The 15620-nt window shown below is 71.5% G+C and carries 12 protein-coding genes; 6 read left to right on the top strand and 6 right to left on the bottom strand.

The window, feature by feature from the left end:
• The first annotated feature begins 146 nt into the window (after window positions 1–146).
• Window positions 147–1343 carry an LLM class flavin-dependent oxidoreductase gene (locus HW566_RS04285; protein ID WP_178014659.1) on the top strand — a complete coding sequence of 399 codons (1197 nt, stop codon included), beginning with the start codon at window positions 147–149 and terminating at the stop codon, window positions 1341–1343.
• Entirely contained in the window at window positions 1340–1984 is a 645-nt protein-coding gene (locus HW566_RS04280; protein WP_178010709.1) for a CE1759 family FMN reductase, read from the top strand. The genes HW566_RS04285 and HW566_RS04280 overlap by 4 nt, the downstream gene beginning before the upstream one ends.
• A 30-nt stretch (window positions 1985–2014) precedes the next feature.
• Here HW566_RS04280 and HW566_RS04275 read toward each other — a convergent pair whose 3' ends face one another.
• The gene (locus HW566_RS04275; protein WP_256728859.1) at window positions 2015–2608 is read right to left on the bottom strand and encodes a VTT domain-containing protein; all 594 of its coding nucleotides are present in this window, start codon (window positions 2606–2608) and stop codon (window positions 2015–2017) included.
• Between the two features lie 150 nt (window positions 2609–2758).
• Here HW566_RS04275 and HW566_RS04270 point away from each other — a divergent pair, with 150 nt between their 5' ends.
• A complete protein-coding gene (locus tag HW566_RS04270; protein ID WP_218621646.1) occupies window positions 2759–4744 on the top strand; it encodes a GDSL-type esterase/lipase family protein in 1986 nt (661 codons plus the stop codon).
• A gap of 91 nt (window positions 4745–4835) precedes the next feature.
• Here the strand turns inward: HW566_RS04270 and HW566_RS04265 are convergent, their stop codons facing one another.
• Entirely contained in the window at window positions 4836–5516 is a 681-nt protein-coding gene (locus HW566_RS04265) for a response regulator (RefSeq protein ID WP_178010707.1), read from the bottom strand.
• Window positions 5513–6781: a sensor histidine kinase gene (locus HW566_RS04260; RefSeq protein WP_178010705.1), complete on the bottom strand. Its 1269-nt coding sequence runs from the start codon at window positions 6779–6781 to the stop codon at window positions 5513–5515. Before HW566_RS04260 ends, HW566_RS04265 begins: the two co-directional genes overlap by 4 nt.
• A 160-nt stretch (window positions 6782–6941) precedes the next feature.
• Between HW566_RS04260 and HW566_RS04255 the strand changes: the two genes are divergently transcribed.
• The 3 genes from HW566_RS04255 (at window position 6942) to dxr (ending at window position 10684) form a co-directional block, all read left to right on the top strand.
• On the top strand, window positions 6942–8390 hold the full coding sequence (locus tag HW566_RS04255) for a cation:dicarboxylate symporter family transporter (RefSeq protein WP_178010704.1): 1449 nt from the start codon (window positions 6942–6944) through the stop codon (window positions 8388–8390).
• Between the two features lie 186 nt (window positions 8391–8576).
• Entirely contained in the window at window positions 8577–9554 is a 978-nt protein-coding gene (locus tag HW566_RS04250) for an FKBP-type peptidyl-prolyl cis-trans isomerase (RefSeq protein ID WP_178010702.1), read from the top strand.
• 44 nt (window positions 9555–9598) lie between these two features.
• Window positions 9599–10684 carry a 1-deoxy-D-xylulose-5-phosphate reductoisomerase gene (gene dxr / locus HW566_RS04245; RefSeq protein ID WP_178010700.1) on the top strand — a complete coding sequence of 362 codons (1086 nt, stop codon included), beginning with the start codon at window positions 9599–9601 and terminating at the stop codon, window positions 10682–10684.
• Between the two features lie 10 nt (window positions 10685–10694).
• Here the strand turns inward: dxr and pflA are convergent, their stop codons facing one another.
• The 3 genes from pflA to HW566_RS04230 form a co-directional block, all read right to left on the bottom strand.
• Complete coding sequence (gene pflA, locus HW566_RS04240; RefSeq protein WP_306171786.1) at window positions 10695–11507, bottom strand: pyruvate formate-lyase-activating protein; 813 nt, start codon at window positions 11505–11507, stop codon at window positions 10695–10697.
• Between the two features lie 5 nt (window positions 11508–11512).
• Entirely contained in the window at window positions 11513–13783 is a 2271-nt protein-coding gene (gene pflB / locus HW566_RS04235; RefSeq protein ID WP_178010698.1) for a formate C-acetyltransferase, read from the bottom strand.
• A 181-nt stretch (window positions 13784–13964) separates the two neighbouring features.
• Window positions 13965–15572, bottom strand: coding sequence for a Mur ligase family protein (locus tag HW566_RS04230; RefSeq protein ID WP_178010696.1), 1608 nt, complete (start codon window positions 15570–15572; stop codon window positions 13965–13967).
• Between the last annotated feature and the right edge of the window lie 48 nt (window positions 15573–15620).

Genomic DNA, 15620 nt, shown 5'->3' with positions numbered 1-15620 from the left:
GTGGATGAAACACTATCCCGCGGGAATACCCCGAGCGCTCCGACGTTCCATGGTTTATATTCATTTGCATGAAACGGATGCTGCGGCGTCCGGGAAGGCGGACCCACGTGGACACGCACACGAGCACGAGCACCGGCTGGCCGGGGATGCAGTTCGGCATCTTCACCGTGAGCGACATCACGGCCGACCCCACCACCGGACGCACCCCCAGCGAGGCCGAGAAGATCCGCGCGGCGGTGACCATCGCCAAGCATGCCGAAGACGTCGGACTCGACGTCTTCGCGATCGGGGAGCACCACAACCCGCCCTTCTGGTCGTCCTCGCCCACCACGACCCTCGCCTACATCGCCGCGCAGACCGAGCGCCTCATCCTCTCGACGGCGACGACGTTGATCACCACGAACGACCCGGTGAAGATCGCCGAGGACTACGCGATGCTCCAGCACCTGTCGGGCGGCCGCGTCGACCTGATCATGGGCCGCGGCAACACCGGGCCCGTGTATCCCTGGTTCGGCAAGGACATCCGCCAGGGACTGCCGCTGGCGATCGAGAACTACGCCCTCCTGCACAAGCTGTGGCGCGAGGACGTCGTCGACTGGGAGGGCAAGTTCCGCACCCCGCTGCAGGGCTTCACCGCGACCCCCCGCCCGCTCGACGGCGTCGCTCCGTTCGTGTGGCACGGCTCGATCCGCACCCCTGAGATCGCCGAGCAGGCCGCGTACTACGGCGACGGCTTCTTCGCCAACAACATCTTCTGGCCCAAGGAGCACTACCAGCGCCTGATCGACCTCTACCGTCAGCGCTTCGCGCACTACGGCCATGGGACGCCGGAGCAGGCGATCGTGGGTCTCGGGGGCCAGGTGTTCATGAGCGCGAACTCCCAGGACGCGGTGCGGCAGTTCCGGCCGTACTTCGACAACGCGCCGGTGTACGGCCACGGCCCGTCGCTCGAGGACTTCAGCGAGATGACCCCGCTCACGGTCGGGTCGCCGCAGCAGGTGATCGACCGGTACGCCGCCATGCGCGAGACCTTCGGCGACTTCCAGCGTCAGCTGTTCCTCATCGACCACGCCGGGCTCCCGCTGAAGACGGTGCTCGAGCAGCTCGACATCCTGGGCGGAGAGGTGGTCCCGGTGCTGCGCAAGGAGCTCGCCGAGGGTCGCGGGGCCGAGGTGCCCGACGCGCCGACGCACGCCGCCCGGGTGCGTGCCGCATACGGCAACGGTCCGGCCCGCGAGGCACGGCCCCGCGCGAACCGCGGCGACAACCTCAGCGGTCCCTCGCCCTACCAGGACGCCCCGGCGCCCGCCGGTGCGGCCTTCGGCGCGGCAGCGGCCCGATGAGCGCGCGCCGCATCGCCGTCGTCTCGGCCGGCCTGTCGAATCCCTCATCCACCCGGATGCTCGCCGACCGGCTGGCGTCCGCGACGATCGCCGAGCTCGCCGCGTCCGATGTGACCGCGACGGCCGACGTCGTCGAGCTGCGCGACCTCGCCCACGACATCACGAACAACCTGTTGACGGGCTTCGCTCCGCCGGCTCTGGAATCCGCGATCAACTCGGTCGTCTCGGCCGACGCCCTCATCGCGGTGACGCCGATCTTCTCGACGAGCTACTCGGGGCTGTTCAAGTCGTTCATCGACGTCCTCGATCCCGAGGCGCTCACCGGGATGCCGGTGCTCATCGGGGCGAACGCGGGTACGGCCCGTCATTCGCTGGCCATCGACTACGCCATCCGGCCGATCTTCGCCTACCTGCACGCGGCCCCCGTGTCGACCGGCGTGTTCGCCGCGTCGAGCGACTGGGGCAGCAAGGCCGACGACGTCGCCCCGCTGAGTTCGCGCGTCGAGCGGGGAGCCCGCGAGCTCGCCGCCGCCATCCTCGCGCGCACCCCCGCGAGGGACGCCGACCCCTTCGACCCCGCGAGCTACCTCGGCGAGGGGAAGTCCTTCGGCCACCTGCTCGGCGGTCTGACCGGGGAGTGAGCCCCCCGCGGGCCGCGCACCGCCCGCGACTCAGCGCCGTCGGCGCGAGACGCGGGCGGTCACGAGGTCGATCACGGCCCCGAGCGTGAGGGCGACTGCGACCGACAGCGCCATCGCGGCGAGAGGCGCGTCGGGGAGAAGCGCTCCGATGGCCGCGCCCACCACCGTCTGATAGGCCGCCCAGCATGTCGCGGCCACCGCGGCGATGCCCAGGAAGCGCGCCGACGGGACCCCCGTCGCCCCTGCGGTGAGGTTCACGGCGAGCCGCGCGAAGGGGATGAACCGCGCGGTGAAGACGACCGTCGCGGTGCCGCCGGCCAGGCGCCGCCCCGCCCCGTCGAAGGCGCGTCGGATACGCGGGTGGCGCATCCAGCGCCAACGGCGCAGGCCGAGACGCCGGCCCGCGCCGAAGCACAGTGCGTCGCCGCAGAACGCCGCGACGGCCGCCACCGCGATCACCGCCGTCAGCGGCGGGCTGCCCGTGGCGGCCGCGAGAGCCCCGGCCGCCGTCACGGACAGCTCGCCGGGCACCACGACCACGACCGAGTCCAGCAGCACGAGGACGAACACGACCACCAGGATGCCCGGGCCCCCCGCGATCGCGATCATCTGCTCGGCGGTCACGCCCCATCCCTACCAGCCGGGGGTGAACGCCGGTCGAACGGCGACGGTCAGACGACCGCCAGATGACCGGCGACCGAGGATCGCGTGAACACTGCGCGATCGGGGCCCGCGCGGCACCCGTCGCGCGGAGCGGAGCGGCACCCTGGTCGTGTGAGAGTCGCGGTGGTCACCGAGTCGTTCCTGCCCCATATGAACGGGGTCACGGGATCCGTGCTGCGGGTGCTCGAGCATCTCGAGCACCGCGGGCACGAGGCCTTCGTCGTCGCCCCGGGCGCCGGGCGCGACCATCCGCTCGCCATGCCCGGCCGTTCGATCCCGTCGCTGCCGTTGCCGCGATACCCGGCCGTCCGCGTCGCGGCGGCTCCGGTCGCGTCCCTCGCACGCGCGCTGCGCTCGTTCCGGCCCGATGTCGTGCATCTCGCGTCGCCGTTCGTGCTCGGATGGCAGGGGCTCCTCGCCGCCGAGGCGATGGGGGTGCCGAGCATCGCGGTCTACCAGACCGACGTCGTCGCCTACACCGAACGGTACGGGCTGCCGCACGCGACGGCGCTCGCCGCCGGCCACACCCGCCGGCTCCATCGGCGCGCGACCTTGACCCTCGCTCCCTCGGAGGCCGCGCGCCGTCAGCTCGAGGGGCTCGGCGTCGACCGGGTGTCGATCTGGGGGCGCGGTGTCGACGGCATCCGGTTCGCGCCGCACCGTCGCGACGAGGAGTGGCGGACGCGGGTGGTCCCGTCGGTCGCCGCGGGCGATGCGATCGTGGGGTACGTGGGCCGGCTGGCGCCGGAGAAGCAGGTCGAAGACCTCTCGGCGCTGGCAGGGCTGCCGGGTGTGCGCCTGGTCGTCGTCGGCGACGGGCCGTCGCGGCCGGAACTCGAACGCCGGCTGCCCGACGCCGTCTTCCTCGGACACCTCCAGGGCGACGAGCTGGCCACGGCGATGGCGAGCTTCGACGTGTTCGTGCACCCGGGTGAGAGCGAGACGTTCGGCCAGACGATCCAGGAGGCGCAGGCCAGCGGAGTGCCCGTGGTCGCCACCGGCCGCGGCGGACCGATCGACCTCGTGCGCAGCAGCATCGACGGGTGGCTCTACCGTCCGGGCGACGCCGATGACCTCCGGGCCCGTGTGGCCGATCTCGTGGGGGATGTCGCGAAGCGGCGGGCGTTCGCCGGAGCCGCGCGAGATGCGGTCGTCGGCCGCACCTGGGAGAGCCTGGGTGACGACCTCCTGGAGCACTACGGTCGCGCCGGCGCTCTGCACGCCATCGACCGCAGCGTCCGGACCCGGGTCTGGCCGCGTCCGAACCCGTCCGTCGGCCCCGGGACCCCGCCGCTGTGGCGGCGCTACGTCGCCCTGGGCGACTCCATCACGGAGGGGCTGTGCGACACGTCGCGGATGCCGGCGGGCGCCCACCGCGGCTGGGCCGACCGGCTGGCGCAGCTGCTCGCCCACGCCGCACCTCGGGGCGGCGGGAACGCGGACGTCTTCCAGTACGCCAACCTCGCCGTCCGCAGCCGCCGGGTACGCCATCTCGTCGACGAGCAGGTTCCGGCGTGCCTGGCTCTGCGCCCGGACCTCGTGTCGGTGCTCATCGGGGCGAACGACCTCGTGTGCGTCCGGGTCGACGTGGCCGCGGTCGCCGATGAGGTCGAGATCGCGGTGCGCCGCCTGCGCGACTCCGGCGCCGATGTTCTGCTCGCGACGGTGTTCCTGCCCGCGCGGGTCGCCGCCGGCATCCTCGCCCACCGCTTCGCTGCGTACAACGCGCGGCTGCGCACCATCGCCGCGGACACCGGTGCGATCCTCGTCGACCTCGAGGCGACGCCCGAGCTGACTCGCCTCGAGCTGTGGGCCGACGACAAGGTGCATCTGCGCTCGCGAGGGCACCGCATCGTGGCCTACCGCGCCGCCGAGGCGCTCGGGGTGCCCGACGCCGAGGCGCTCGCCGACCTCGACGAGGCGTTCCATCTCGACGACGGCCCCGGAGCGGAGGGGAGCTGGCTCCGGCGCGACGCGCTGCCCTGGGTGTGGCGCCGCCTTCGGGGGCGCACGGCCGGCGACGGCATCGCGCCGAAGCTGCCCGGCTACGTGCGCATCGGCCCCGCCGATCTGCACCGCTCGTCGCTGCCGAGCTGAGGATTCACGTCGGGCAACCCCGAGAACGCACCATACGGCCGAGCGCGCACGCCGAACGGCACGCGGTGGGCGAGACGGTGCGTTCTCGCGATCAACCCCGCCAGCGATACTCGGCCTCGGGGCGGCCGGGCGCGCCGTAACGCTGAGCGCGCTCGGCGCGGCCGGCGTCGGCGAGGTGCTCGAGGTAGCGCCGTGCGGCGACCCGCGACATCCCCAGTGCCTCGGCCGCCTCGCGGGCCGAGAGGGCGCCGGCGTCGCGCAGCCGGATCGACACGCGCTCCAGCGTCTCGGGCGTGAGGCCCTTGGGAGCCGGTGCGGCGACGGGGCGCAGCGCGCCGAGCATCGCGTCGATCTCGGCCTGCGTCGCCGCCCCGGTGGTCTCGTCCGCACGCTCCCGGAACCGCGCGTACTGCGACATCCGCTCCCGGAAATCCGCGAAGGTGAACGGCTTCACGAGGTACTGCACGGCGCCGAGAGCGACCGCCTGCCGCACGACGTCGGCGTCGCGGACCGAGGTGATCGCGATCACGTCGACGTTCCTCGCCCGCGCGCGCACGTGCCGCAGGACGTCGAGCCCGGAGCCGTCGGGCATGGTCATATCGAGCAGCACGAGCTCGATGTCGCCGGCGGTGGGCCTCTCGAGGAGCGCGCTGAGAGCCGAACGCGCGCCGCTGCACTCGGCGACGACGCGAAACCCCTCGAGTCGCTGGACGTACTGCCGGTGCAGGTCGAGGGTCAGCGCCTCGTCGTCGACCAGGAGCACGCCGATCATGCCGTCCTCCGCGGCAGGATGACGCGGAACGTGGTGGGGCCCGAGCCCAGGGTCACGACCCCGCCGGCGTCCTCGACGATCGCCGAGACCAGAGCCAGTCCCACCCCGCGCCCCTCCGCGCCCGTGGGCTTGGTCGAGAACCCGTGCTCGAAGATGCGACGTCTCAATTCGGCGGGTACGCCCGCGCCGGAGTCGGCGACGGCGATCTCGAGCTCGTCCTCGGCGGTACGTGTCATCCTCACCTCGACCCATCGGGGCTCGGCGGCCGCCGCTGCGGCGTCGAGGGCGTTGTCGATGAGGTTGCCGACGACCGACACCGCGTCGACGGCGGACAGCACCGACCTCGGCGCGTCCGGGTCGATGCGCGAACGCCACCGGATGCCGCGCTCCTTCGCCTGCGATGCCTTGCCCAGCAGCAGCGCTCCCACCGTGGGGTCTCCGTCGCGCCGGGCGGCCACCTGGTCGACGAGCACCTGGCTCTGCCGCGAGGTCTCGGCGAGGATGTCGATCGCCTCGGGGGTGCGGCCGAGCTCGAGCAGGGCGATAGCGGTGTGCATCCGGTTGCCGTGCTCGTGCGTCTGAGCGCGGAGCGCCTCGCCGAGGGTCCGCAGCGACTCGAACGACGACACCGCGTCGCGGACGGCTCCCGCCGGCAGATCGCCGGTCACCCGGCGGGTCGCCCGGCGCGCGACGGCCGCGCCGAGGACGCCCGCGGCGAGGAGCGCGACGGCGATGCCGACGACCACGAGGATGCGCGGCCCGAGCGTCGCCGCGATGCTGCCGACCGTGACCCCCACCGACACCCAGCCGACGAGGAGGCCGTCGCGCTCGACCGGCACGATCGTCCGTACCGACGGCCCGAGGGTGCCGGTGAACTCCTCGGTCAGCGCGCGGGGCTCGGTCGGGATCGAGCCGAGATAGGGCTCGCCGATCCTCTCGCGGTCGCGATGGGTGATGCGGGTGCCCGCGGCATCCATGATCGTGACGAAGTCGACGCGCGCGTCGATGATGACCTCCTCGACCTGGGGCTGCAGCTCGGCGGAGGCGCGAGCGGAGTCGCCCTCGGCGAGCAGCTGGGCGACCGCTGCGGTGTCGGCCACGGTCTGCGCGACGGCCTGCGTGACCCGCTCGGCCTCGCCGCGCGCCGTGCGCTGGCCGTCGACGATCAGGATGCCGGCGATCGCGAGGGTCAGCACCACGACGGCGACCGTGACCGCCACGAACACGAGCGAGGCCGCGCTGCGGCTGCGCCGGTGTCTGCTCATCGCCGCTCCTCGTCGTGCTCCATCGCATGGCGGTGGCGCATCGATCGCGCCCCGGGACCAATACGACCACAAATCGGCGACGACGGGGGACGGGCGCACGCTGGGGTCGCACCGACAGAGGCGTCGGCATCGGACAACGACTGTTCAGCTGGAGGAGACCATGGCTCTCACATCATCTTTCCGCCTTCCGGGCTATAACGCCCGCAAGGGCAAGCAGGCCTGGGACAAGCACACGTGGCTCTACATCTCGGTCATCCTGGCGGTGGTCCTCGGCGCCGTCGTGGGCCTGGTCTGGCCGGCATTCGCCGTCGGCCTCGAACCGCTCGGCAAAGGATTCGTCAACCTCATCAAGATGATGATCGCGCCGATCATCTTCTGCACGATCGTCGTCGGGGTCGGGTCGATCGCGAAGGCGGCGACGGTGGGCCGCATCGGCGGTCTCGCGCTGCTCTACTTCATGGTGATGTCGACGTTCGCGCTCGCCATCGGCCTCGTCGTGGGCAACATCATCCACCCGGGTGAGGGGCTGAACATGCAGAGCGCCACCTACGACCCCGGCGCCGCCGCCGAGGCCAAGACGACGACGGAGTTCGTGCTCGGCATCATCCCGACGACGTTCTTCTCTGCCTTCACCGGCGAGAGCGTGCTCCAGGTGCTGTTCATCGCGCTGCTGGTCGGCTTCGCCCTCCAGGGGCTGGGCGAGAAGGGTGCGCCCATCATGGGCGCCGTCAAGCACCTGCAGACCCTGGTGTTCCGCATCCTCGGCATGATCCTGTGGCTCGCCCCCATCGGTGCGTTCGGGGCGATCGCCGCGGTCGTCGGCAAGACCGGCGTCGCCGCGATCGTGAGCCTGGGCGTGCTGATGATCGCCTTCTACATCACCTGCATCGTCTTCATCGTCGCGGTGCTCGGGACGATCCTCTACGCCGTGGCGCGTGTGAACATCTTCAGCCTCATGAAGTACCTGGCGCGCGAGTACCTCCTGATCGTGGGCACCTCCTCCAGCGAGTCCGCCCTGCCGCGGCTCATCGCGAAGATGGAGCACGTCGGGGTGTCGAAGCCGGTCGTCGGCATCACCGTTCCGACGGGGTACTCGTTCAACCTCGACGGCACCGCCATCTACCTGACCATGGCGTCGCTGTTCATCGCCGCGGGCATGGGCGCGCCGATGTCGATCCCCGAGCAGATCGGTCTCCTCGTCTTCATGATCATCGCGTCCAAGGGGGCGGCAGGTGTCACCGGGGCGGGGCTGGCGACCCTCGCCGGCGGCCTCCAGGCCTACCGCCCCGACCTCGTCAACGGCGTCGGCGTGATCGTCGGCATCGACCGCTTCATGTCCGAGGGGCGAGCCCTCACCAACTTCACCGGCAACGCGGTCGCCACCATCCTCATCGGCACCTGGACGCGGGAGTTCGACCGCGAGCAGGCCCGCGCCGTGCTGTCGGGCGAGCGTCCGTTCGACGAGTCGATGCTCACCGGACACGGGCACGACGGGATGTCGGACGACACCGGGGCCGTCAGCACGCAGGGCCTCGGCGAGGCGGCCCTGGACGAGGCCTCCGCCAAGGAGGAACGCGCTCGCCGGCGGCTGGAGGCTCCGCGCCGCTGAGACCCCCCGTCGTTCCGAGAATCCGCCTTCGCGGTGGGAATCCGTTCGAGCCGGCGATTCTCGGACCGGATGCCGATCCTCACCGCGGATGCCGGCCCTTCGGGGTCGGCATCCGCGGCTCTCAGGCCGCACTGATCGAAATGCGAGAGGATGAGAGCTCCCGTCTCCCGATCGAAGAGGTCACCCGTGCGTCTGCGTCCGCTCGCCGCTCTGTCCGTCGCCGCCGTCTCGGCGCTCGCCCTCGCCGGGTGTGCCGGAGGCGGCGCACCCACGGAGTCCGCGACCCCGGATGCCTCGGGCACCCCGTCGCAGTGCCTCGTCGACGCCCAGCCGGGGGAGTCCTCCGACAGCATCGAGGTCTCGGGCTCAGCGCCGGAGCTGACCGCGACGGTCACGCCCGGCCTCGAGCCGGCCGAGATCGAGCGCACGCTCACCGCCGAAGGCAATGGTCCCGACCTCGCCGCGGGCGACCTGATCTCGGGCTCCTACGCGATCTACGACGGTGCCACCGGCGAGCTGCTCGAACAGTCCCAGGACACCTCGCCCGACGACTCGGGCCTCGTGCCGATCCTGCTCGACCCGCAGCAGTACTCCGTCTTCGTCGCGGCGCTCGAATGCGCCCCGCTCGGCTCCACCGCCGCCCTCGCCATCCCGGGGTCGGCATTCGGCGAGGGCCGCACGTCGGTCGTCGTGGTCGCCGAGGGCGTCGACGAGCTCGAGACCCGTGCCACCGGCACCGACCAGCCTGCCGTCGACGGCATGCCCACCGTGGAGCTCGCCGACGACGGTGCCCCGACCATCACGCTTCCGGGCGGCGACGCCCCCACCGAGGTGCAGCTGGCCGACCTGAAGACCGGCGACGGCGCGACCGTCGAGTCGGGCGACACCGCCTTCGTGCAGTACACCGGCGTGAAGTGGTCGGACGGCACGGTCTTCGACTCCAGCTGGGATCGCGGTCAGCCCGCCGCCTTCCCGACGACGGGCGTGGTCGCGGGGTTCCAGCAGGCGCTCGAAGGGCACCAGGTCGGCTCCCAGGTGCTCGTGGTCATCCCGCCTGCGGCCGGCTACGGTGCTGAGGAGGGCAGCGAGCTGCAGAACGAGACGCTGGTCTTCGTCGTCGACATCCTCGGCGTGCAGCGCACCCCGGTACCCGCCGCGGGCTGAGTGCACCACCGTCACGGCCGTCGGTGAGCGCCTAGGCTGACGGCATGCGTCGCGTGCTCATCCTCGGCTCCACCGGATCGATCGGCACCCAGGCGCTCGACGTGATCGAGGCGAACTGCGATCGTTTCGCCGTCGCCGGGCTCGCAGCCGGCAGCAACCGGGCACTGCTCGAGCAGCAGGCCGCTCGGTTCGGCGTCACCGAGACGGCCCTCGGCGCGGCAGACGCCGAGCAGCTCGTCCGCGATGTGGACGCCGACGTCGTGCTCAACGGCATCACCGGGTCGGTGGGGCTCGGCCCCACCCTCGCGGCTCTCGAGACCGGGCGCACCCTCGCCCTGGCGAACAAGGAATCGCTCATCGTCGGGGGCTCCTTGGTGACCTCCCTCGCCGCGCCCGGTCAGATCGTTCCGGTGGATTCCGAGCATTCCGCCATCGCTCAGGCGATGCGCGCGGGCGAGCACGCCGAAGTGCGGCGCCTCGTGCTCACCGCCTCGGGCGGTCCGTTCCGCGGACGCCGCCGCAGCGAGCTCGCCGACGTCACGCCCGCGCAGGCACTGGCGCACCCGACGTGGGACATGGGCGTGGTCGTGACCACCAACTCCGCGACACTCGTGAACAAGGGGCTCGAGGTCATCGAGGCGCATCTGCTCTTCGGTATCGACTACGACCGCATCGACGTCGTCGTGCACCCGCAGTCGGTGGTGCACTCGATGGTCGAGTTCGTCGACGGCTCGACCATCGCTCAGGCTTCGCCGCCCGACATGCGCCTGCCGATCTCGCTCGGCCTGGACTGGCCGCACCGCGTCGCCGGCGTCGGTGCCCCCATCGACTGGAGCCGCGCCACGGCGTGGACCTTCGAGCCGCTCGACGTCGAGGCGTTCCCCGCCGTCGCGCTCGCCAGCCGCGTCGGCCGGGCGGGAGCGACCTATCCCGCCGTCTTCAATGCGGCGAACGAGCAGGCCGTGGCGGCGTTCCACGCGGGGGCGCTCACCTTTCCCGGCATCGTCGAGACGATCGAGCGCGTCGTCGACGCCCACGATGCTCCCGCCGAACTCACTCGCGAGTCGCTCGGCGAAGCAGAGACGTGGGCCCGTGCGGCCGCCGACCGCGCGATCGCGGCCGCCCGGTGAGCCGTCCCGCTCAGTAGACCGTGAGACCGCGCGCCGCGAACTGCGCGCGAACCCGAGCGAGCAGAGCCTCGTCAGGGGTGGCTCGACCGGCCAAGGGGTAGGCGATTCCGAGGCGCTCCCACTTCGACGTGCCCATCTGGTGGAACGGGAGCACTTCGACGCGCTGGACGTTGGGCCAGCCCGCGACGGTGCCGGCGACGGCATCCACGTTCTCGGGGGCGTCGGTGAGTCCGGGTACGAGGACGAAGCGGACCCACGCCGGAACATCACGGGCCGCCAGGCGGTCGCCGAACTCGATCGTCGGCCGCAGGTCGCGTCCGGTCACCTCGCGGTACGTCTCGGGCAGGCCCGACTTGACGTCCAGCAGAACGAGCGAGAGGTCGTCGAGAAGCTCGTCGGATGCCGCGCGGCCGAGGTTTCCGGAGGTGTCGAGGGCGACGTGCACGCCCATCGCGGCAGCCGCCCGCGCCAGTCGCGTGACGAACGCAGCCTGCTGCAGCGGCTCGCCGCCCGAGATCGTCAGGCCGCCGCCGGTCGCCCGGAACACCGGCAGGTATCGGCGGAGGCGCCCCACGACGTCGTCGATCGCCGTCAGCTCGCCGTCGCGCTGACGCCACGTGTCGGGGTTGTGGCAGTACTGGCAGCGCAGGGGGCAGCCTGCGAGGAAGAGGGTCATCCTGGTGCCGGGGCCGTCCACGGAAGTGACGAGCTCCCAGGAGTGCACGCTGGCGATGTTCCCCGAGCGTCGCGCTGCGAGACGATCGCGCGGGGAACCGCCCGGATCAGCGGCGTTCGATGCGCCCGGCACCAGGATGGCGGACACGGGACTCAGACTCCCGTGTGGAATGTGCGGCTGAGGACGTCGAGCTGCTGCTCGCGCGTCAACCGCACGAAGTTGACCGCGTAGCCCGAGACCCGGATGGTCAGCTGCGGGTACTTCTCGGGGTTGACCATGGCGTCCTCGAGCGTCTCGCGCGTGAGGACGTTGACGTTGAGGTGGTAACCCTCCGAGGCCATCTGGGCGTCGAGCAGCCCGACCAGGTTGCGTACGCGCTCCGGCGCGGTGCGACCGAGGCCGCCGGGTGTCACCGTCGTCGTCAGCGAGATGCCGTCCTGGGCCTGGTCGAAGGGGAGCTTCGCGACCGAGAGCGCTGCGGCGAGCATGCCGTGCGTGTCGCGACCGTTCATCGGGTTGGCCCCCGGGGCGAACGGCTGGCCCGCGCGTCGGCCGTCCGGGGTGTTGCCCGTGGCCTTGCCGTAGACGACGTTGGAGGTGATCGTCAGCACCGACTGGGTGTGCACCGCGTCGCGGTACGTCTCGTGACGGCGGATCATCGCCATGAAGTCCGACACCAGCTCGCGCGCGATCTCGTCGACGCGGTCGTCGTCGTTGCCGAACGCGGGGAAGTCGCCGTGGACGAGGTAGTCCACCACGAGCCCCGAGGCGTCACGCACCGGCTCGACGCGGGCGTATCGGATCGCCGAGAGCGAGTCGGCGGCGACCGAGAGCCCGGCGATCCCGCACGCCATGGTGCGCAGGACATTGCCGTCGTGCAGCGCCATCTCGAGTCTTTCGTACGCGTACTTGTCGTGCATGAAGTGGATGCAGTTGAGCGCGTCGACGTAGGTCTCGGCGAGCCACTCCATCATCGTCCGGAAGCGCTCGCGCACGTCGTCGTACACGAGCACGTCTCCCGAGACGGGGGCCGCGGCCGGCGCGATCTGCCGGCCGCTGACCTCGTCGCGTCCGCCGTTGATGGCGTACAGCAACGTCTTGGCGAGGTTGACCCGCGCGCCGAAGAACTGCATCTGCTTGCCGACGGTCATCGGCGACACGCAGCACGCGATGGCCGCATCGTCGCCGCAGAGGGCGCGGATGTGGTCGTCGGATTCGTACTGGATCGACGAGGTGTCGATCGAGACCTGGGCGCAGAACTCCTTGAACCCCTCGGGGAGGGCGTCGGTCCACAGGACGGTGAGGTTCGGCTCGGGGGCGGGACCGAGGTTGTAGAGCGTCTGCAGGAAGCGGAAGGCGGTCTTGGTCACGAGGGTGCGCCCGTCCTCTCCGACACCGCCGATCGACTCGGTGACCCATGTGGGGTCGCCCGAGAACAGCGAGTCGTACTCAGGGGTGCGCAGGAACCGCACGATGCGCAGCTTGATCACGAGATCGTCCACGAGCTCCTGGGCGCCGGTCTCGTCGAGCACGCCGCGGGCGAGGTCGCGCTCGATGAAGGAGTCGAGGAACGCGGTGTTGCGTCCGAAGCTCATCGCGGCGCCGTTCTGCTCCTTCACCGCCCCGAGGTAGGCGAAGTACAGCCACTGGATCGCCTCGCGGGCCGTCGCGGCCGGCCGCGTGATGTCGAAGCCGTACGAGGCCGCCATCGCGGCGAGCTCGTGCAGAGCCCGGATCTGCTCGGCGTTCTCCTCCCGCGAGCGCAGGATGTTCTCGGTCGAGGGGTGCATGTCGAGCTCCGCGCGCTCGACGTTCTTCGCCGCCACGAGAGCATCGGTGCCGTACAGGGCGACACGACGGTAGTCGCCGATGATGCGCCCGCGGCCGTAGGCGTCGGGGAGCCCGGTGATGATGTGGCTGCTGCGCGCGCGCCGCACGGCCGGCGGGTAGACGTCGAAGACGCCGTCGTTGTGGGTCTTGCGGTAGCGGGTGAAGATCGTCTCGAGCGTCGGATCCACGGGGTATCCGTAGGTCTCGAGCGCGCCCTTGACCATGCGCCATCCGCCGTTCGGCATGATCGCGCGACGCAGCGGGGCGTCGGTCTGCAGGCCGACGATGAGCTCGTCGTCGCGGCGGATGTAGCCCGGCGCGTGCGACGTGATCGTCGAGGGCGTCTCGGCGTCGACGTCGTAGACGCCGCGCTCGCGCTCAGCGGGGAACATCTCGCTCAAGGTCTGCCACAGACCGGTGGTGCGGGCGGTCGGTCCGACCAGGAACGAGGCGTCGCCGGTGTAGGGCGCGTAGGTGCGCTGGATGAAGTCTCGGACGTCGATGTCGTCCTGCCACGGCCCCGGCGCGAAGGCCTCCCACGCCGCGGGTACAGCGTCGTCGTGTGCTGTCGAGGTGGGGATGACTGTGCTCATCGTGGGTCCTTCGCTGGTCGGAAGGCCCGCCGGGGAGCGGGGAAGGCGCTGATCGTGCCTGCCGCGGCGTGCCTGCACCCGACGCTACGCCGGGACTCGTCAGCCGCCCGGGATCGTGCACGAGGGGCACAGGAGCACGGTGAGGCGACTGTTTTTCACAGTGGTCCGACCACAAACACGCTCAGTCGGGGTACGGCACCGCCCAGCTGGGTTCGGGCACCGGCCACCCGGCGTCGTGCAACGCTCGACGTGCGAGCTCGCGCGCGGAGTACGGCGTGCGGACGCCGCGGATGTCGCGGTAGTCCTGATGCCCCGGGCCCGCCCAGAGGATCGCGTCGCCGTCGCCCACCAGCGAGACGGCCTCGACGATCGCACGCTCGGGCGGTGAGCACTCGCGGACGTCGGCGTCGGGTCGGGCGCGGCGTGCGCCCTCGATCAGCGTCGCCCGGATGGTGTCCGGGTCTTCGAACCGCGGGTGGTGGTCGGTCACGATCAGGATGTCACTGCCGAGCACGGCCGTGGCTCCCATGTCGTGACGTTTGGTCTTGTCGCGGTCGCCGTCGGCGCCGAAGACCATCACGACCGTGCCGGGCGTCACCCGACGCACCGCCGCGAGGGTCTTCTCGAACGCGTCGGGGGAGTGTCCGAAGTCGACGTACACGGCCGGCCCCTCATCGCCCGACACGCGCTGCGTGCGCCCGGGCAGATGGGCCTCGATCCGACCGCCGTCGAGCGCGCTCACGAGCACGTCCCACGCGTACCCGCCCTCGAGGAGCATCACGATCGCGAGGCCGGCGTTGGCGGCCATGTGCGGGCCGATGACCGGAACGGTGGTCGTGAGCGACCGCCCCTCGGGCCCGACGAGGCGGAACTCGGTGCCGTCCTGGCGCTCGTCGAGGATCTCGACCCTCCAGTCGGCCGCGGACGCCGGATCGTGCGCGATCGCGGGGGTGACGATCGTGACGACGGGGACCTCTGAGCGGGCGACGATGTCGGCGCCGGCCGCCGAGTCGAGGCAGACGACTCCGCGGCGGGAGCGGTCGGCGCGGAACAGCGGCACCTTGGCCTCGAAGTACTCGGCCATGTCGCGATAGTCGTCGAGATGATCGTGAGTGAGGTTGGTGAAGCCGGCGACGTCGAACATCACGCCGTCGACGCGGTGGCGCGTCAGCGCCTGAGCACTCACCTCGACGGCGACGGCCTCGACGCCGCGTTCCCGCATCAGGGCGAGCAAGGCGTGGAATTCGGACGCCTCGGGGGTGGTGAGACGCGACACGATGACCTCGCCCGCGATGTGGCGTTCCGCCGTCGACGACAGTCCGGTCACGGCGCCGAGCTGACCGAGGATGCCCTCGATGAGGTGCGAGACGCTCGTCTTGCCATTGGTGCCGGTCGTCGCCAGCAGCAGCGGCAGACGGTCATCGCGTCCGGTGCCGTACACCCACGCCGACAGCTCGCCCAGCGACGCGCGTGGATCGTCGACCACGACGACGGGAAGTCCGACCCCGGCGGCGAGCTCGACGCCGGCGGCATCGGTGACGATCGCCGCCGCACCGGTCTCGGCCGCCACCCGGGCGAACTCCGCGCCGTGTCGCGCGGCTCCGCGCACGGCGACGAACGCCTCACCCGGCCGCAGGTCCGCGGTCGCCAGGGTGATCCCGGTGACGGTCACGCCGTCGGGATCGCCGACGATCCGCCCGCCCACGTGCGCGGCCAGCTCATCGAGTGCGCGGCGCGGGGGGTTCTCGGGACGAAGAACGGGAGGGAGATTCGGGGCGTCGGTAGGCATTGCCGACCATTCTGTCATCCCGGGGTCGGGGCGGACACGTCGTGTGCG

Origin of the sequence: Microbacterium oleivorans, from assembly GCF_013389665.1 — a bacterium.
GTDB classification, from domain to species: Bacteria; Actinomycetota; Actinomycetes; order Actinomycetales; family Microbacteriaceae; genus Microbacterium; species Microbacterium oleivorans_C.
The sequence above is the reverse complement of the archived record's forward strand: the minus strand, read 5'-3'. Positions and strand labels throughout refer to the sequence as shown.

Excerpts from the sequence above, each read along its gene's own strand:
- HW566_RS04260 (WP_178010705.1), bottom strand. The coding sequence starts at position 6,781 with ATGAGCAGACACCGGCGCAGCCGCAGCGCGGCCTCGCTCGTGTTCGTG.
- HW566_RS04265 (WP_178010707.1), bottom strand. The coding sequence starts at position 5,516 with ATGATCGGCGTGCTCCTGGTCGACGACGAGGCGCTGACCCTCGACCTG.
- HW566_RS04280 (WP_178010709.1), top strand. The coding sequence starts at position 1,340 with ATGAGCGCGCGCCGCATCGCCGTCGTCTCGGCCGGCCTGTCGAATCCC.
- dxr (WP_178010700.1), top strand. The coding sequence starts at position 9,599 with ATGCGTCGCGTGCTCATCCTCGGCTCCACCGGATCGATCGGCACCCAG.
- HW566_RS04285 (WP_178014659.1), top strand. The coding sequence starts at position 147 with ATGCAGTTCGGCATCTTCACCGTGAGCGACATCACGGCCGACCCCACC.
- HW566_RS04230 (WP_178010696.1), bottom strand. The coding sequence starts at position 15,572 with ATGCCTACCGACGCCCCGAATCTCCCTCCCGTTCTTCGTCCCGAGAAC.
- HW566_RS04255 (WP_178010704.1), top strand. The coding sequence starts at position 6,942 with ATGGCTCTCACATCATCTTTCCGCCTTCCGGGCTATAACGCCCGCAAG.
- pflB (WP_178010698.1), bottom strand. The coding sequence starts at position 13,783 with ATGAGCACAGTCATCCCCACCTCGACAGCACACGACGACGCTGTACCC.